Origin of the sequence: Novosphingobium profundi (assembly GCF_018491765.1) — a bacterium.
Lineage (GTDB): Bacteria > Pseudomonadota > Alphaproteobacteria > Sphingomonadales > Sphingomonadaceae > Novosphingobium > Novosphingobium profundi.
The window spans coordinates 166,366-184,411 of record NZ_JABWCU010000014.1 but is presented as its reverse complement, the minus strand read 5'-3'; the positions used below and the strand labels follow the sequence as shown (position 1 = coordinate 184,411).

Annotated in this window: 18 protein-coding genes; 1 reads left to right on the top strand and 17 read right to left on the bottom strand. The window is 63.1% G+C overall.

Going from position 1 to position 18,046, the window contains the following annotated elements:
• Window positions 1-88: 88 nt before the first annotated feature.
• On the bottom strand, window positions 89-334 hold the full coding sequence (locus tag HT136_RS17275) for a BrnT family toxin (RefSeq protein ID WP_214201048.1): 246 nt from the start codon (window positions 332-334) through the stop codon (window positions 89-91).
• Between the two features lie 393 nt (window positions 335-727).
• On the opposite strand from HT136_RS17275, the gene HT136_RS17270 reads away from it, so the two are divergent.
• On the top strand, window positions 728-3,055 hold the full coding sequence (locus HT136_RS17270) for an arylsulfatase (protein ID WP_214201047.1): 2,328 nt from the start codon (window positions 728-730) through the stop codon (window positions 3,053-3,055).
• Between the two features lie 585 nt (window positions 3,056-3,640).
• On the opposite strand, the gene HT136_RS17265 is transcribed toward HT136_RS17270, so the two are convergent.
• The 16 genes from HT136_RS17265 to HT136_RS17190 all read right to left on the bottom strand — a co-directional run bounded on the left by HT136_RS17265 (window position 3,641) and on the right by HT136_RS17190 (window position 18,034).
• Window positions 3,641-5,296, bottom strand: coding sequence for a sigma-54-dependent Fis family transcriptional regulator (locus HT136_RS17265; RefSeq protein WP_214201046.1), 1,656 nt, complete (start codon window positions 5,294-5,296; stop codon window positions 3,641-3,643).
• A gap of 61 nt (window positions 5,297-5,357) precedes the next feature.
• Window positions 5,358-6,416, bottom strand: coding sequence for an NADH:ubiquinone reductase (Na(+)-transporting) subunit F (locus tag HT136_RS17260; protein ID WP_214201045.1), 1,059 nt, complete (start codon window positions 6,414-6,416; stop codon window positions 5,358-5,360).
• A gap of 2 nt (window positions 6,417-6,418) precedes the next feature.
• Entirely contained in the window at window positions 6,419-6,778 is a 360-nt protein-coding gene (locus tag HT136_RS17255; RefSeq protein ID WP_214201044.1) for a phenol hydroxylase subunit P4, read from the bottom strand.
• Window positions 6,779-6,789: 11 nt separating this feature from the next.
• Entirely contained in the window at window positions 6,790-8,340 is a 1,551-nt protein-coding gene (locus tag HT136_RS17250) for a YHS domain-containing protein (protein WP_214201043.1), read from the bottom strand.
• Between the two features lie 11 nt (window positions 8,341-8,351).
• The gene (locus HT136_RS17245) at window positions 8,352-8,633 is read right to left on the bottom strand and encodes an MmoB/DmpM family protein (protein WP_246543822.1); all 282 of its coding nucleotides are present in this window, start codon (window positions 8,631-8,633) and stop codon (window positions 8,352-8,354) included.
• The gene (locus HT136_RS17240) at window positions 8,630-9,625 is read right to left on the bottom strand and encodes an aromatic/alkene monooxygenase hydroxylase subunit beta (RefSeq protein WP_214201042.1); all 996 of its coding nucleotides are present in this window, start codon (window positions 9,623-9,625) and stop codon (window positions 8,630-8,632) included. Before HT136_RS17240 ends, HT136_RS17245 begins: the two co-directional genes overlap by 4 nt.
• Window positions 9,626-9,639: 14 nt before the next feature.
• Entirely contained in the window at window positions 9,640-9,909 is a 270-nt protein-coding gene (locus tag HT136_RS17235; protein WP_246543821.1) for a phenol hydroxylase subunit, read from the bottom strand.
• Between the two features lie 165 nt (window positions 9,910-10,074).
• Window positions 10,075-10,503 carry a tautomerase family protein gene (locus HT136_RS17230; protein ID WP_214201041.1) on the bottom strand — a complete coding sequence of 143 codons (429 nt, stop codon included), beginning with the start codon at window positions 10,501-10,503 and terminating at the stop codon, window positions 10,075-10,077.
• A gap of 15 nt (window positions 10,504-10,518) precedes the next feature.
• A complete protein-coding gene (locus tag HT136_RS17225) occupies window positions 10,519-11,271 on the bottom strand; it encodes an SDR family oxidoreductase (protein ID WP_214201040.1) in 753 nt (250 codons plus the stop codon).
• A 70-nt stretch (window positions 11,272-11,341) separates the two neighbouring features.
• On the bottom strand, window positions 11,342-13,930 hold the full coding sequence (locus tag HT136_RS17220; protein WP_214201039.1) for a TonB-dependent receptor: 2,589 nt from the start codon (window positions 13,928-13,930) through the stop codon (window positions 11,342-11,344).
• Window positions 13,931-13,982: 52 nt separating this feature from the next.
• Window positions 13,983-14,915 carry a catechol 2,3-dioxygenase gene (locus HT136_RS17215; protein WP_214201038.1) on the bottom strand — a complete coding sequence of 311 codons (933 nt, stop codon included), beginning with the start codon at window positions 14,913-14,915 and terminating at the stop codon, window positions 13,983-13,985.
• 21 nt (window positions 14,916-14,936) lie between these two features.
• Complete coding sequence (locus HT136_RS17210) at window positions 14,937-15,353, bottom strand: GlcG/HbpS family heme-binding protein (protein ID WP_214201037.1); 417 nt, start codon at window positions 15,351-15,353, stop codon at window positions 14,937-14,939.
• Entirely contained in the window at window positions 15,350-15,652 is a 303-nt protein-coding gene (locus HT136_RS17205; protein WP_343222226.1) for a 2Fe-2S iron-sulfur cluster-binding protein, read from the bottom strand. Before HT136_RS17205 ends, HT136_RS17210 begins: the two co-directional genes overlap by 4 nt.
• Window positions 15,653-15,777: 125 nt before the next feature.
• The gene (gene dmpG / locus HT136_RS17200) at window positions 15,778-16,884 is read right to left on the bottom strand and encodes a 4-hydroxy-2-oxovalerate aldolase (protein ID WP_246543820.1); all 1,107 of its coding nucleotides are present in this window, start codon (window positions 16,882-16,884) and stop codon (window positions 15,778-15,780) included.
• Window positions 16,884-17,822, bottom strand: a complete 939-nt coding sequence (locus HT136_RS17195; protein ID WP_214201036.1) for an acetaldehyde dehydrogenase (acetylating) — start codon at window positions 17,820-17,822, stop codon at window positions 16,884-16,886. Before HT136_RS17195 ends, dmpG begins: the two co-directional genes overlap by 1 nt.
• Window positions 17,819-18,034 (bottom strand): tautomerase family protein, encoded by a 216-nt coding sequence (locus tag HT136_RS17190; RefSeq protein ID WP_214201035.1) that lies wholly within the window; start codon window positions 18,032-18,034, stop codon window positions 17,819-17,821. Before HT136_RS17190 ends, HT136_RS17195 begins: the two co-directional genes overlap by 4 nt.
• Window positions 18,035-18,046: the final 12 nt, after the last annotated feature.

Genomic DNA, 18,046 nt, shown 5'->3' with positions numbered 1-18,046 from the left:
GCGAAGTCCTCGGCCGTCCATTCGGGGTTATCGCTGACCGCATCCATATCAGCCTTGGTGTATCCGGGAGCGGCGTGTTTCGGGTCGGTCATGGCAGTAGCCTCCGTTCCGTAATGCTGGCCGGGCGGGCAGAGATGATAGAGACGCCTTCGGTGCCCAGCACAGCGAAAATCACCGTGATCGTGCCGTTCATCTCACCGATGGCGGCAAAGCGTCCGTCCTTCGCGGGGATCACCAGGGCGGAGAGGAAGAACCCTTCTCCCACATCGGCAAAGTCGATCCCGTGCTTGACGAGATTCGCTTGCCGTTTCGGTTCATCCCATACGATTATCATGGCTTTTTGTAGTTACAATTTGATTTGCCGTCAATCGCTTTTTGTAACGACAATTTGCCTGTGGCCTCAGGATCGATCTTTCGTTTCCTCAAACGACGCAGCCCCTTGAACATCCTGCCGCCGGGCCCGCTGGCAAACATAATCGGAAGGAACCGGACCGACCGCTACTCGGCGCGCCAAATCGGCCTCTGAACGACCGACTAGGGCGCAAGTCGGCCCTCTCCAGATCAGGGGCGCTGCGCGAGACCTATCAGGGTAATCCCCTATGCCATCGTCTTTAGAGGCGTGACAGCCTCCCTGTGCGAGACGCAGGCGCTGGCCTGCCTAGATGGGGCGATGACAATGAAATTCTTGGCAAAGGTTTCGACAATACTCATGGCATCCTGCAGCACCATGGGATTATCCATCCCGGCGCAGGCCCAGGAGCCGGCCGAGCCGCTGGCCGCGCAGGACGGGCAGGTGACGCTGCCCTATGCCGAGAAGAAGTTCACAGGCGCGGTCGGAACGACCTATCTCAATTCCGACGCGCCGCAGTTTCCCGCACCGATCACCGCGCCCGAGGGGGCGCCCAATGTGCTCCTCGTCCTGCTCGACGACGTGGGCTTCGGACAGTTCAGCGTGACCGGCGGGGCAGTGCCTTCGCCCGCCATGGAAAAGCTTGCGGCGGACGGTGTCACCTACAATCGCTTTCACACCACCGCGCTGTGCTCGCCCACGCGCGCCGCCCTGCTGACTGGCCGCAACCACAACGTCTCGGGCACGGGCGTCATCACCGAGCTGGCGACGGGCTATGACGGCTATACCGGGATCATCCCCGCCGACACGGCCACCTTCGCCGAGACGTTGCACCAGAACGGGTATGTCACCGCCTGGATCGGCAAGAACCACAACACCCCGATCTACGAGACCAGCGTGATGGGGCCCTTCAACCACTGGCCCAACGGGCTGGGCTTCGACTATTTCTACGGTTTCATGGCGGGCGACACCAACCAGATCCGCCCCTATCTCTACGAGAACCAGACCGCGGTCGGCACCCCGACGCGGGATGACTACATCCTCTCCACCGACCTTGCCGACAAGACTATCAACTGGCTCCAGCAGCTGGAATCGGTGCAGCCCGACAAGCCCTGGCTGGCCTACCTTGCGCCCGCGGCCACCCACGCTCCGCACCAGGCGCCGCCCGAACTCATTGCGAAGTTCAAGGGCCAGTTCGACATGGGCTGGGACGCCTACCGCGAGATGACCTTCCAGCGGCAGAAGGAGATGGGGATCATCCCGGCCGACGCGAAGCTGACCCCGCGGCCCAAGAGCCTACCTGCCTGGAACACTCTCGATGCCGACCAGAAGCGGCTCTACGCGCGGATGATGGAGGTCTTTGCGGCCTTCGGATACCAGGTCGATCAGGAAGTGGGCCGGGTCATCGACTACGTGGAAAGCCTACCTGATGCCGACAACACGATGATCATCTACATTGTGGGCGATAACGGCGCCTCGGCCGAAGGCGGTTTTGACGGCACGCTCAACGAGAACGCGTTCTTCAATTCCTACCTGATGACGCCAGACGACATGCTCGCGCGGATCGACGAGATCGGCACCGAGATGCACTTCAACCACTTCCCGGCGGCTTGGGCCTGGGCAGTCGACACACCCTTCCAGTGGACCAAACAGGTCGCCAGTCACCTGGGCGGAGTGCGCAACCCGATGATCGTGAAGTACCCGCGCGCGACTGCCGCCAAGGGGCAGGTGCGCGACCAGTTCGTCCACGTCATCGATGTCGCCCCCACGATCCTGGAGGCGGCGCACATTGCGCAGCCGCGCAGCGTGAACGGGGTCGAGCAGACCCCGATCCAGGGCAAGAGCTTCCTGCCCACTCTCAACGATCCCAGCGCCGAAGCCATCCGCAATATGCAGTACTTCGAGATGGTCACTAACCGGGCGATGTACCACGAGGGCTGGTGGGCGGCCTCGCTCGCCTTCGAACCCTGGGAGCCCGAGCGCGGTGAATTCGACCCGATGACCGCGAAGTGGGAACTCTATAACCTGGAGACCGACTTCAGCCAGGCGGTCGATGTCGCCACCAAGTACCCCGAAAAGCTGGAGGAACTGAAGGCGCTGTGGTGGGCGCAGGCGTCGGCCAACAAGGCGCTGCCGCTCGACTGGCGCGGGGCCGAGCGCTTCAGTGCGGAAGCCACCGGCAAGCCCAACCTGGCCGCGGGCCGCACCACCTTTACCTACCACGGGATCATGGCGGGCCTGCCCGAGGCCTCCGCGCCCGATCTCAAGAACAAGTCCTTCAGCGTGACCGCCAATGTGATGATCGATGCCAACGCGAACGGCGTGATCTTCACCCAGGGCGGCAACACCGGCGGCTGGGCGTTCTACCTCAAGGATGGCCTGCTCAAGGCGGCGCACAACTACATCGACGTGGAGCGCTATGCGGTCGCGAGCACCACTCCGGTGCCCGCGGGCGAGCATCAACTGACGATGCAGTTCGCTTATGCGGGCGGCAGCGAGATGGGCAAGAACGGCACGCTGACGCTTTCGGTCGATGGCCAGCAAGTGGCCACAGGACCCGTCGCGCGCACCACGCCCTTCAAGTACTCGCTGTCCGAGAACCAGGACATCGGGACTGATACCGGCACTCCGGTGACGTACGACTACACCGGCCCCTTCACCTTCGAGGGTGTGCTCAAGGACGTCACCGTCAAATTGGGGAAATAGTGCTGGCCACTTTGTTCGCTATTCCCGGGAACTGTTGCGCGATAGTTCCCGGGTGCATTGGCAGCATATCACCGCATTATAGTGAAGCCGAGGCCTTGAGGCTGGGCCAGCCACGACTTACTAAATTGATGGATGCCGGAGCAGCCTGAACGGCAGCTTTCGGATAGGGCGCTAGCCGCTCTGAATGGCTAGAATGGGCGCGTTCACGCCATGTTGCGGAGGGGCGTCCAGGATGCGAAATGCTACATCATGACAGTCTTCGCTCGCGCAATGGAAATTTTGTTCGTCTGCCTGTGGTTGGTTGGCGTTGGGGCTTGGATATATTCGGCGCGCTACTTTCTCCCAATGTGGACCGTGAAATTTCGAGCGAACCCAAAGCACAGTGGCTATCCGCGTAAGGCGATAACGGGCGTAATGGTTTTTCTGGCTGCCTTGGCTCGCGCGTTTGCGGTTGGTGGATTGGCAGAGCTTGATGGAGGCTGGAGCTGAGACAGTTCGGCCCGTTCTGCCAGTCTCGTTGGGCAACTGCGACAGGCCGCCGAATAGGCAATGCGCCGCCCGTCGCCGCACTGGCTGCGGGCAGGCCTATTCCCCGCTTTCGGCCCTGCCTTTCAGCCGATAGTCGATCTGCCGCCGCGTCAGGCCGAGCAGCTTTGCCGCCTCGCCCACGTCGCCATCGCTGCGCCGAAGCGCCTCGTCCAGCATCCGCGCCTCTGCCGCTCCAAGATCGAGATCGGGCAGCGCCCGCACCATGTCATCGAGCTTGCGGTCCTTCACCTCGCCCGTTCGGGTGAGGCGCATGCCCGACACGGGCACGGAAGAAGGGAGGTTGAGCGCATCGACATCGATCGCGCCGCCCGGTTCCGCCAGCATGACGCCGCGCTCCAGTACATTTTCCAGCTCGCGGATATTACCCGGCCAGTCATAGGCGCGCAGCATTTCCATCGCCTTGTCGGTCAGCCCCCGCACCGGGCGGCCATGGCGGATGCTGATCCGCGCCAGCAGGAAATCGACAAAGGCGGGAATATCCTCCGCCCGCTCGCGCAGGGGCGGAATCTCGATCGGATAAGGGTTTAAACGGTAGAACAGGTCGGCACGGAATTTGCCCCCGGCCACCGCCTGCTGCAGATCGACATTGGTCGCCGCGATCAGCCGGACATCCACCTTTTGCGGACGATCCGATCCAAGCCGGTCAATCTCACCCGTCTGCAGCGCGCGCAGCAACTTCACCTGCGCCGGATAGGGAAGGTCGCCGATTTCATCGAGAAACAGCGTGCCCCCATCGGCCCGCGCAAAGCGGCCCGCCCGCGCGCCCTTGGCGCCGGTATAGGCACCCGCCTCTGCGCCGAACAATTCGCTCTCGATCAGATCGTGCGGGATGGCGCCGCAATTGACCGCGACGAAAGGCTTGTCCCGGCGCGGCGAATGATCGTGCAGCCATTGCGCGAAAACCTCCTTGCCCACCCCGGTCTCGCCCAGCAGCAGCACGGTGATCGCGCTATCCGCCGCCCGTTCCAGCAGGCGATAGCTTTTGAGGAACGCGGGCGATTGCCCGACGAGGTTTTCAGGCGCCGAATGGCTCCCCAGCCGCCGGCGCAGCGTGTGTATCTCTTCGGCCATGGCATCGATTTCGCTGGCGATATTGTCAGGCGCGAGGTCTTCGCCGCGCTCGCCTTCGGGCAGGCTCTCGCCCACGATGCGGCAGACCGGATCGCCCTTGCAGCGGCACTCTATTTCGCGAAACTGCACGCGCCGGCCCATGAAGGCGCTGACATAGCCGGTGGCATAGCCGAGCTGATTCCAGCAGGCGGCGTGATCGCCCACGCCGAATTCGGAGACGTGCGCCTGCGTCTCCCAGCCGTTGCGCCAGATGAACTCGCCTGCGAATTCGCCCGCGTCGAGATCGAGGTCGAGCGAAACCGTCTCCACCTCGACCACGCCCTCGAGCTGGTGCAGCGCGGGGCCGAGGAGGAACACGTCCTCGTAAAGCCCCTTGCCCACCAGCCGCCGCGCGATTTCGGCGTCCTGCACGCCCGAATGATAACCCATGCGCAGCAGCAATCCCGCCGCGCGCTCCTCGCCCAGAGACCGGATCAGCTCGGCCCGCAGCGCACCCAGCGAACCAGTATGGAGGAGGAGCATGCGCTGCTCGTCCAGCCAGACCGAACCGGTTGCCGGATCGAACCGCAGTTTCGACCAGAGTTCGCTGGCTTTTGCCCGCTCTTCGATTGCTTGCGACATTACCTCTCCACCGGCGGGTGGCTGTCTTGCCGCCCCCTCGCCAAAAACCGTTCTGCCCCGATCAGATGCGCCTGAAAAGGGGGCTTCTGATCTGCTGTGCATCGGCGGCGGAGAAGAATTTCTCGGTGTAGATGTCCTTTTCGAACAGGCGGCCCTGCATCAGCGTCGCAATGGCGGCCTCGATCATCGGCGGGGGCCCGCACAGATAGGCCTTCACCCCGCGGAAATCATTGTCGAACGCTTCCTTCGCCGCCTCATGCGCAAAACCGCGCCGACCGCTCCAGCCGCTGTCCTCCGGCTCGTCCGAAAGCGCGGGGACATACGTGAAATTCGGGTGTGCTGCAGCCAGTGCCTCGAAGCTCTCGTGGTAATACAGCTCCTCGCGATTGCGCGCGCCATAGACCAACGTGATCGGCTGGTCCTCCCCGGCGGCCAGAAGGTCGAGGATCATCGAGCGGGGCGAGGAAAGACCCGAACCGCCCGCGATGAAGAGCGTCGGCACTTTCGCGGATTTGCGCACGAAGAAGCGGCCATAGGGACCGGAGAAGCGGATGCGGTCGCCCTCCTCCAGATTCTCGTGCAGCCATGTCGTGCCCTTGCCGCCCGGCACGATGCGAATGTTGAGTTCGACCAGCGTGTCGTCCGCCGGATCGCTGGCGATGGAAAAGGCGCGGGTGAGCGCCGCATCGCCGCCGATCTCAAGGTTCACATACTGCCCCGCCTGAAAGCGGATCGGGCGGTCGAGCCTTATGCGGATGCCGCGGATCGTCGGGGTCAGCCGCTCGATCGCCTCGACCGTGCCGTCGTAATCCTCGACCGGGATGCCCAGTGCGTCCGGGTCCTCCTCGATCTCGGCAGCGATGGTCACGTCGCTTTCCAGCGTGGCGCAGCAGGCGAGCGCCTTGCCCTCGTCGCGCTCACTATCCATCAGCGCGAACGGAGAGGCGTCGCCATGCTCGATCTCGCCATCCTCGATGTCGATCTTGCAAGTCGCGCACATGCCGTGGCAGCAGGCATGGGGCAACCAGATCCCGGCGCGCAGGCACGCATCGAGGATCGTCTGCCCCTCCTCGATCTCCACCTCGTCCCCGGTGGACGAGATCGTCAGCGTGTGGGTCATGATCAGAAACCCATCCCGCCGATGCCGTCCAGTCCCGGCGTGGTGAACATCAGCGAGTCCTTGTGGGACAGGCCGTTGTCGGCAAGCGACTTCGACAGGTCGGGCGTAAAAGGCTCGCCGTTGCGCGTCCAGGTCGCTGTCGACCAGTCCGCCTGCTCCCAATCGGGGTGCTGGGCAAAGGCCTGTGCCATCGGCCCCTCGACCAGGGCGCCAAATGGCATGTCCGGCGGCAGCGGCCAGCAATAGGGCGATGCGAACATCATGTGCCGCGCCCAGCCGACATAGACCAGCATTGCGCCGCGAAAATCCTCCTGCCGGTCGTTCGAGGTGAAGTCGTAAGGGGCGTTTGCGATAATGGTCATGGCTTTCCTCCTTACGCCTCGTTCGCCTTGGCAAGGCCGCGCCACAGGTCGAAATTGGCCGCATCTCGGCTGTCGCTGTGGAGCCCGGAATCCTCGGGGGTCAGTTTCAGGAAAGCCATCGCCGCCGCCATCGGATCGAAATCCTCTGCCGTGGGATCGGCATCGCCGAAGAGATTGCCCTTATACAGCTCATGCGCGCCCAGCTTGGCCTGCACGTATTTCTCGGGCTCGTCCTCGAAGATTTCCTGGCACCATTGCGAACAGAAATGGAAACGCTCGCCATCATGGGTGCAGCTGTGTTCGGCCCGGGTCAGCGGGTCGCCCGCCACCGGAAAGATCGTGGGGATCTGGCAGACCTGGCACTGTTGCGGCGGGGTCGCGGCCTCGAACGGCGTGCCTTCCTCCTCCATCTTCGCCCAATATTCGAAGCGGGGGCGATAGTACTGGTCGAAGGTTTCGGGGTACTTGGCCGAAAGCCAGTCCATGTCCTCCTTCGAAGGCAGCCAGACGTGGAAGTTGTTGGTGCCGCGCGCCTGGTAGAACTGGCACCACGCCATGTGCGACAGGTGATCGCGTTCCTTGCGCACCTGCTCGACGCAAGGCGGCATCACGATGCCGTAGCGGGCGAGGTCGCGGAACAGCGCGCCGCAATTCTCTTCAAAATAGATCTCCCATGCCTCGGCCCAGCTCATCACACGCTTGGGCAACATGTAATCCTGCATCATCGCCACCAGGGTCAGCACGCGCACGCCGCGCCAGGTCCACTTGTTCAGCCATTTCTGCACGATGGGCAGATTGTCGGGGTCCTGCTCGAGCATGAACTTGATGACTTCAAGGCCCAGCGTCATGTGCCGCGCCTCATCCGACTGGGCGGAGAAGCCGAAGGTCATCGCCCCCATGTCGCCATTATAGGCCGCGCCCGAGATAAAGGGCACGAAGACCAGGTTGGTCAGCACATATTCGAAGGCGAAGCCGATCGCGGTGATGAATTCGAACGGACCGCCGCTGGCCGCATCCTCGAAAAAGCTGCGCGGCACCTGCAGATAGGGCAGATACGTGTGGTGATGGCGGAAATTCGCCATGCCGTCGTAATAGCGGTTGTAATTGCTGATCGCGTGAACCTGTGTCTGCGCGTGGCGCATTTCGTCCAGCGACTGCATCATGCAGGCGACGCGCGGGCCGACGCCGCGGAACTGGCGCCCGATATGCGCAAAGCCGCGATGCGACATATATTCCAGCGGGGCGAGGCCGTTGATGAACAGTTTCACCGTGTTGATATAGCGTGCGTCCGACAGTGTCAGGTGCCCGTTCCCCTGCGCGAAGGCATCGAGAATGGCGTAGAGCTTGCGCTCCTTTTCGGCCTGGTATTTCCAATAGGCGTCCATGGTCAGGCGGAACGGATCTTCCCACGCGTCCCAGTCGTGGATCTTGATCCCCTCGAAACTGTCCATGGGAAAGACGTCGTCGACGCTCTGATAGGTGGGTTCCCAGCCAAGGCCGCGCGTCATCAGCGCGTAGCGTTCCTTGAGGCCGAGCTTCTTCTTGGTGACAGCGATGTCCATGATGTCTCTCCTCAGCGATCCCAGCTCAGCACCAGCGCGTCGTCGTCTTCATCGACGTGGCCGGAGAGCGAGATCATGTTGATGTGCAGTTCCTGGAGGTCGAATTCGCGGCCGACCTCTTCCTCGACCGTCTCGCGCCGAACGGTCAGCGTTCCGGGCGCGGTGATGCGGACCATGCCGGGCTGGTAATCGAAGCTGGCGTGCTCGTTGTCGCGTTCGATCGCCTCGATCACGCCGCGCGTCTCGTCATTGGCCTGAAGACACAGGAAAACGGTGGATTTCACCTCGCTCATGCGCTCACTCCCAGCTTGGCGAGACGCTTGTCGAAATCGGCCAGCACTTCGTCCATCTGCTCCTCGGCGCCATCGCCCAATGCGATGGCCGCCACGGGCAGCAAGGCGGAAACGGCGCGGGCGCGCCATTTGCGGACCCAGCCGGCGATGAGATCGCCATTGGCCCCGGTGTCCTTGATCGCGGCCTTGACCTGCGCGTCGATCCACTTGCTCGCCTCGGCGTGCCATTCGGACTGGAACTGGCAGACCATGGCGACGGCGCTGCCGCCCTGCATGGCCAGCACATTGTCGACGATCGCGCCATAGATCAGCGGATAGAGCAGCCCGTCGAGGACGAGATCCTGCGCGACCAGCACCTCGAACCAGTCCTTCTCGACGAACAGGTCCTCGACCAGTCGGCGCAGCGGCTGCCATGCCTCGTCATGGAGCCATGCCTCACGCGCGGTTTCCAGCGCTTCGGGCTGATCCAGCAGCAGGCCGATGCGGGTCAGGAACTGCGCGATACCCAGCTGGTCCATCGCGTAGTAAAGCGCACCCTGCGTGATCGCGGCGCCATAGCCATAGGCCGCCGTCGTCTCATTGTTCATGCTCGACCCCCACGCGACATGGCGCAGCGGCAGCAGCAGCTTCAGCGCGGTTTCGCGCAGCTCGGTCGGCATGGCATCGGCAAGACTGCGGCTTTCCACGAAGGCAAAGGCGCTCTCCGCCGTTTCCTGCTGGCGTGAGCGGGCGATGACATAGCTGCCGTAATAATACTGGCGCGGGTCCTTGAACGCATACCAGTCCTGCATGCGTATCCGGGTGCGGTCGGGATCGAAATAATCATGCGCCGGGTCCCACAGCGGGCGGTAATGCTGCGGCCCCTCGACCTGCATGTCGAACGTGCCCTCCTGATAGCGGGAGGCAAGCTTTTCGGCCCCGATCCGAGCCGCCACATGGGCATAGCTGCGACGCTTGGGCTCGATGTTTACGGTCTTCAGATCCATCTGCATGGAATGTGGTCCTCTCAGGAAAGCCTTGCGTCGGACTCGCGCTGCAGGCGCGCGTCGAAATCGTCTTCCGGACGCGCGGTGCCGGTGACGTCGATGACATTGTTGTCGGCGCAGAACTGCTCGAACGCGGCGTCGGGCATGATCAGCTCGACGAAGATTTCGGGTGCGCCGATCGCGAAATCGAATTCGGTGATGCCACCTGGCCGTCGCCCACGGACCCGCACGAAACGGGCGTCGAGTGGGTTTTCGGGCATGGTCTCGTCGGCGCTTGCCGGGTGTTCCATCGATCCTCTCTCATTGGCGACCCGTTTTCGGGCCTGTCTGCCAAAAAACGTTTGCAGGCCCCGTGCCAATTCGAAAATCCGCAGTTTTCCGCGACTTGAGTCCTTGCAGTGCCGACAAAATTGTCACCGGCCCGAAGCGCGTGACAATTTTGTCGACCCGGCCCGTCAGCTATTGGCGCGGGCTTCGATTTCCGCGCGGCGGGCGACGGCGGCGGGCACGCCCGCGATGCCCCAATTATCCGGTTCGATCGGCACCACCTGCCCGCGCACTCGGTCCTTTTCGCAACCCAGATGTTTGACGATCCGGCCGGTGAACCCCTCAATCAGCGCGTGATGCTGCTCGATGCTCCGCCCCGTCAGGACGAGGCAGGTGAAATAGGGCGAATCCGGCCCGCCCTCGGAAACGAGCCTGCCGCCTGTCGCCCACATGTCGGGTTCGACCAGGTTGACGAAGGCGCGCACCCGCTCGACCGGGGGACGCTCGGCTTCGGGATAGAGCGTGCCGGCATAGAACTCAGTGACGTCATCGAGCAGGGCGTGGATCGCTTCCTTTGGATAGCGGTCCCTGACGAGATGGAATTGCACGACTGGCATGGCGTATCCTTTTCCTCAGATGCCGTGGCGGCGGCCGGAATCCAGCCCCATCGTCGAACCGGCCAGCGCATCGGCTTCCGGATCGAGCAGCATGGCTATCGCCCAGGCAACCTGATCAGGTGTGGTGAATGCGCCGATCGCGCTGTCGGCGCGCATGTTCTCGTATTCCTCGTCGAGCGGCTTTCCCGCCCTTTCGGCGCGGGCGGCCGCGACCTTGCGCAGGCGGTCGGTATCGGCAGGTCCGGGCGCGACGAGATGGGCGGTGATTTTGCGCGGGCCGTAAGCCCAGCTCATCTGCCGGACGAGATTGGCGAGCGCGGCATTGCCGACGCCCGCCGTCGCGGCATAGGGCGAAGGTTCGAAGCCGTAATGCCCGCCGATGGCGACCAGTCTGGACTTGTCCCGCAGCCGCGTATCGACCGCACGAACCAGCCGCACGAAGCCGCCGCATTTGAGATTGGTCGCGGCCGCAAGCGCCCCCGGTTCGGCGACAAGGATGCCGCCTGCAACCGGCAGGCCGACCGAATGGACGACCATCGCCACCGCCTGGTCGGGCAGCGCTGAGGCAATGGCGGCAATCGCGCCATCATCACCAATATCGGCGGCACAGGGGATGAACTCCTGCCCCAGCCGCCCGGCGACCTCCTCCAGCTTTGCGGCATCGCGCGCGACGCCCACGACATCGAGGCCACGCCACAGCAGGCGCTTGGCAATCACTTCGCCAAAGGCACCCGTCACTCCAACGACGACGGCGGTTTCGCGGCTCATTATCTACTCCGGATATCGGTCAAAATACGGGGCCGGGCGGTCTTGCCCGGCCCCTCGGTCTCGGCAGAAATCAATGGCGATAGCGCAAGGTCAGGAACCATTCGCGCGGGCGGCTGTAGGTCGCCGAATAGATCGCCAAGGCATTGGTGTAGCCCGACTGGATGTAGCGCTTGTCGAAGATGTTGGTGACGCCGGCCTGCAGTTCGAACCGTCCCGAATTTTCCGCCCAGGTGAGCGTGCCGTTGAACAGGCTGCGCGCGCCCGTGGCGAGGAGTTCGGTATTGGCCTCGTCGTTGTAGATCTTCGTCGCGTAGTTCCAGTCGATGCGCGGGGTGAAAGTGCCCGCGCCCGTTTCGATGCGATAGGCGGTTCCGGCCTGCAGCGTCCATTCGGGGGTGTTGACGAAAGCCTCGTCACCCGTCAGCGGCACGCCCGGCTTGACGCTGGTATAATGCGCATCGAGATAGCCGCCGCTTGCATCCAGCGTCCACGCATCGGTCAGCGCCGCGTTGAGCTCGGCCTCGACGCCCTGGATCTTGCCATTGCCGCCATTGGCGGTGACCGGTGAAGACCCGTTCTGGAAGGTCAGCTGGATATTGTCGTAGTTCGTGCTGAACGCCGCGACATTGAGGCGCACCCGGCGGTCCAAGAGCTGCGACTTGATGCCGATTTCGGCCGTCTTTGCCTTTTCCGGGCCAAAGGTCGGCGCGGGCAGCGGTTCGAAAGTGGTGGTGTTGAAGTTCGCCGCCGTCAGGCGGGTCGTCCAGCCGCCGCCCTTGAACGCGGTGGCATAGGAGGCATAGACCATGATGTTGCGATCGACATGGTATTCGGCGCCGACGCGATAGGAGAAATTCTCGAAGGTCTGCGTGTTCCTGCCCAGCGGATAGAGGCGATAGACATCGTCCGGGTTGGGATAGACGAAGTTGGGCAGCAGCAGCACTTTGCCGCCGAAATTGTTCTCATCCCTCTGCGCGCCGGTAAAGTTCTTGTTTTCATAGGTATAGCGCGCACCCAGCGTAATGCCGAGCTTGTCGGGGATGATCTCGATATTGTTATGCGTGAAGACCGCATAGCTTTTCGTATCGAATTCGTTGTCGGGCGAGTTGATCTGGATCAGCCCCGACATGAAGGGCACGAGATCGGTGAGCGTGCCCCATTCGTGGAAATAATAGCCTCCAAGGACGAAGTTCCACGCTCCATTCAGCGCCAGCCCCGAAAGCTGGAGTTCCTGGCTGAACTGGCGCTCTCTGGTCTCGAATGAAGGGGACAGCGTCAGGAAGGGGGCACCGCCGATATCCACGCCAAAGTCGGAATCGAGGTTGCGATAGGCGGTGATCGATTTCACCTGCAGATCGGGCGTCAAATCATATTCGATCTGCGCATTGATGCCCCAGTTCTCGACCTTGTCGAAATTCGCGCCGGTCGCATAGCTCTTGTCGGGGTTAATCTTCCCGTCCTTGTCGGTGATGACATAGCGGTTGTCATAGGGAAGATGCTGCCCCGCCTCGTCGTAGAGCGAGGGCTGCGTACCGGCAGGCGATGCCGCATTGCCACGCATGCTCTGGCACAGATTGGCGACGCCCGCGCCCAACCCGGTCAGCGCGCCGACGCCCGAATAGACGGCTTCGTTGCCGGTGATGCAGGTGTTGTAGAGCGCGACGTAAAGCTCCTGGTTGACATTCACCAGGCTGAAGGGCGCGGCCGACTGATCGACATGCAGATAATCGCCGATCAGGCGAACGCGGAAATCGTCCGTCGGCTCGATCAGCAGCTTGGCGCGGACCGAGGTCTTGTTCTCGCCCCCGCTGGTCGAATGGCGCGGCCCGGACTGGATCGGGAAGGCGAAATTGTCGTCGGTATTGGTGTTCTCCGGCCCGCCATAGGCGCCATCCGTGGCGAGCAGGTAGATCGGGTTCATGTCGGTCGGGCCCGCATAGGCAATGCGCTTCTGCCAGCCGTCGCGATGCTTGCTCGAAAAGGCGATGGAGCTGGTGATGACGCCCGGCACGATCGGAATGTCGACCGCCCCGCGCACGTCGACGCGGTTGTAGCTGCCGGTGGTGACCTCGCCCGTCGCATAGAATTCATCGCGCGGATCGCGGGTCACGATATTGAGCGCGCCGCCAATGGTGTTGCGCCCGAACAGAGTGCCCTGCGGGCCCTTCAGCACCTCCACCCGTTCGAGATCGAGCAGGTCGACATTCGCCCCGATATTGCGCGCCAGATAGACGCCATCGACATAGATGCCGACGCCCGGTTCCAGATTGAAGGCGAAGTCGTTCTGCCCGATGCCGCGAATATAGGAGACGAGGATCGAGCTGGAGCCGCCAAAGGCCGCCGTGTTCTTGAGCGTCACATTGGGCGCCTGGCCGCCGATCTGCGAAACGTCGGTCAGCCCCTTGGCCTGCAGCGCATCGGCCGTGACCGCGGTGATGGCGATCGGCACGTCCTGCGCGCTTTCGGCGCGGCGCTGCGCGGTGACGATGATTTCCTGCAGGCCGGCCTGCTGCGGCGCAGGCTGCGCGGCGCTGTCCTGCGCCTCTGCCACCGGCCCGCCGCCTGCCATTTCAACATCTTGCGCCAGGGCATGCTGAGGAGTCAGCAGGACGAGCGCCACCGTCAGCGCCGAAGCGCTGTTTTCGATTCCCATTTTCATTATACTTCCTCCCCACGACGCAGGGGGCTTTCCCCCTCGCGTCAGTTTGTCTTTATGTCAGCACTTCAAGAAAACTTGGCCGGACCGTGTTGTCCTGCGAGAACGTGGCCTTGCCCAACTGGCTGGTGTCCCAGGTCAGCGTCGGCGTATCCGGGTAATGGACATAGCCGCCCGTAAACACCTCGTTGCGGTTGCCCGAAGGATCGAAGAAATAGATCGTCGCCCCGCGCGTCACGCCATGACGATTGGGCGCGACATCGACCGCAATCTCGTATTTTCCGATCAGATCGGCGGCGTGATAGAGGTCATAGACATTGTCGAGCAGGAAGGAGACATGGTGGAACTTGTCTCCCTCGGGCTGCAGCACGAAGGCGATGTCATGCGGCTTGTTCGAGGTGGTCAGGAAAAGCGCGAGGCTCATGCCGTTTTCATGGCTGACGAGCTTTTCGCTCATCGTCATGCCGAACACTTCCATCATGATCTTCGCATTGGCGTCGATGTCGGTCCCGCCCAGCAGGCAGTGATCGAGCCGGACGGTGCGGAAGCCACGAATATAGCCCTCGTCGGGTATGGTGCCGGGATTGAGCAGCGGCATGCCGTTGCCGTTCTGCTCCTTCTGCGCGTAGATTTGCATCTCGTGCCCGCTCGGCAGGCGGAAACGGATGCGACGTCCGCTGGCGGCATAAGTGCCGGCGGGGACATGCTCCACCTCCACCCCATATTCGCGCAGCCGTTCGGCAAAATGGTCGAGGTCGGAATCCTGCGCCGTCTTGAAGCCGATATAGTCGATGCCCGGCTTGTCGGCCTTGCGCAGCACCAGCGAATACAGGTCGTGCTCGTCCGGGCACTTGTAATAGAGCTTGTCGTCGTCGCCCTGGTGGCTTTCGATCAGACCCATTCTCTCGCCGTAATGCTTGCGTGATTCATCGAGGTCAAAGACCCGAATCGCGACCTCGCCTACGCGCATGATGCCGGTTACTGGCATGTCAGACTCCTCGTTTTCCCGTCATTCGCCAGCCGCCCCTAAAATCTCGAGGCAGACCGTTGCGATCTCTTCATCCTGGGCGGCGCTGCCGCCCGATACCCCCAGGCCGCCGATCAGCGCGCCATCGCGCCGGATCGGAAAGCCGCCGGGCACTTCGCATAGTCTCGGCGTACGCAGCAGCCCGTCTCGCACGCCGCGCTCCTCGCCTTCCAGCATGGCGCTGAAATCGCGGGTCGAAAGACCGAAGCTGGCGGCGGTATAAGCCTTGTCCATGGCGATGCCGGTCGATGCCAGAAACGTGCCGGGCATGCGGATCAGCGCGGCCGGATTGCCGCCTGCATCGCAGATTGAAATGCAGACCGCTGAACCCAGTTCCTCGGCTTTGCCCACTCCTGCAGACAGGGCCTGCTGCAACTCGCTGGCGCAAGGGCCGCTCATGCCGCCTTCCTCGCCTTTGGCTTGCAGCAGCGGTCCATCGGGGCCGCCGACATTTTGAGATCGGTGCGCGGCATGATCCGACAGGCCAGGGCAAGGCCCTCGATCGCTTCTTCGGGCGGGACGCAGGCGGTGCTCATCGGGCGGGCGAAATATTCGCCGTCGGACACGCGCACCCGGCACACGCCGCAGCCGCCGCCCCGGCAACCGATCGCCAGCGGGTTCAGTCCCGCATGGCGCATCGCTTCAAGCACGTTCTGGTCTTCGCGGCAGGGAAAAGCCGGCGAGCCGGCGATCTCCACGCGCCAGGATGGCGCGCGAGCCCTGCTTTTCAGGTCCTCGTCGCGGAATTCGCCTGTCGTCACGATCAATCTTCTCCCATGGTGCCGGCGGACCTCGTTTGTCGGGTCCTATCCGGCGTGAATGCTTAGGCTTCGATCGCCGCCTTGCTCTTTGGCGCACCGTTGTGGCCGATAAGGCCGCGTTCCTTCGCCATGGTGAGCGCAGTGTCCTCGATCATGTCTTCCTGTCCGCCGATCATGCGCTTTCGGCCCAGTTCGACAAGGATGTCACGCGCCGGAACGCCGTATTTCGCGGCGTATTCCTTGGCGTTGTAAAGGAAGGTCGAATAGACGCCCGCATAGCCGAGCGTGAGGGAATCGCGGTCCGCGCGCGGCGGTTTCGGCATCATCGGCAAGACAAGGTCTTCGGCCACGTCCATCAGCGCGAACGTGTCGACCCCGGTCTTCACATCCATGCGTTCGAGCACGGCGGCAAACACCTCGAGCGGGGTATTGCCCGCGCCCGCGCCGAAGCCGGCGGCGCTGCCGTCGATCCGGGTCGCGCCCGCCGCGATGGCGGCCAGCGAATTGGCGATGCCCATGCCCAGATTGTGATGCCCGTGGAAACCGATGCCGGTCTCGCCCTTCAGTGCGTCGCGCAGCAGGGTCACGCGCGTCGTCACCTCGTCCGGCAGCATGTAACCGGCGCTGTCGACGCAATAGATCGTCTGTGCGCCATAGCCTTCCATCAAAAGCGCCTGCTCGACCAGCGCCTCGGGCGGGGTCATGTGCGCCATCATCAGGAAGCCGACGGTGTCGAGTCCCAGTTCGCGACCAAGCCCGATATGCTGTTCGGAGACATCCGCCTCGGTGCAATGGGTGGCGACATGGACACAGCCCACGCCGCAATCGGCGGCCATCCGCAATTCATCGAGCGTGCCGATCCCCGGAACATGCAGGACCGAGATCACCGCGTTCTTCATCTGGGGCACGACCGCGCGCAGATAGTCCTCGTCGCTGTGCAGGCCCCGGCCATAGTTCAGCGACGAACCGCCAAGGCCATCACCATGCGTGACCTGGATCAGCGGCACGCCCGCGGCATCGAGACCCTTGGCGATCTCGACCATCTTGGCGAGCGGGATCTGGTGGCGCATCGAATGCATGCCATCGCGCAGGGACATGTCGTGAAGCTTCACGCTCTTGCCCGCAATCTGCGACTGCATGGTGGGCATGCCTTGGAGTGTCTGGACCATCAGGCGGCCTCCTCTGCGGGAATGGGGGTCAGCGTGATCGAGCCGTCGAGGATCTCGCGTGCGAACATTTCGGCCGCGCGGGCACCTGCGGCGGTCATGATGTCGAGATTGCCGGCATATTTGGGCAGGAAGTCGCCCAGCCCCTCGACCTCGAGGAAGATCGCGACCTTGCGCCCGTCGAAGGTCGGGCCGTTTTTGAGGCGATAGCCGGGCACATATTTCTGCACTTCGGCGATCATGGCGTGCACGGATTCGGTGATCGCCTGCTGATCGGGTTCCTCGGCGCATTCGCAATAGACGGTGTCGCGCATCATCAGCGGCGGTTCGGCGGGGTTTACCACCACGATGGCCTTGCCGCGCCCTGCCCCGCCAACCTTGGCAACGGCATTCGACGTGGTGCGGGTGAATTCATCGATGTTCTTGCGCGTGCCCGGTCCGATGGAGAGCGAGGCGACCGTAGCGATGATTTCCGCATAGTCGACCGTCTGTACGCGGCTGACAGCATTCACCATCGGAATCGTCGCCTGCCCGGCGCAGGTGACCATGTTGACGTTCATCACCTTTTCACCCGCCAGCCGCGCCAGATTGACGGGCGGCACGCAAAGCGGTCCGATGGCCGCGGGTGTCAGGTCGACCATCAGCACGCCCAGCGCATTCAGCTTGCGGCTGTTTTCGGGGTGCACATAGGCCGAAGTCGCATCGAAAGCGATCTGCACGCCATCGTCCAGAACATGGTCCAGCATGCCATCGACGCCTTCGGCCGTGGTCTTCAGCCCCATGTCCCTGGCACGGGCCAGGCCTTCGGAGGAGGGATCGACGCCCACCATCCACACCGGCTCCAGCACGTCGGACCGCATGAGCTTGTAAAGGAGGTCGGTCCCGATGTTGCCGGGGCCGATAATGGCGCATCTTACCTTCTTGGTTTGCTCGGGGGTCATACTGCCTGTCCCTTCGGGGCGGTTTCCTCGCGCTCGGCAAACGTGATGCCGGCGACGGCGTAATTCTCAAGCGGGGTTTCCTGCAGCACGATGCGCACCTGGTCGGGCCGCACCAGCAGGGCGCTCACCGCCGCATCGGTCAGCCGGCGGCAGAAATCGCGCTTCTGCTCGCAGCTGCGCCCTTCGGCGATCACGACGGAGATGATCGGCATCAGTCTTCCCCC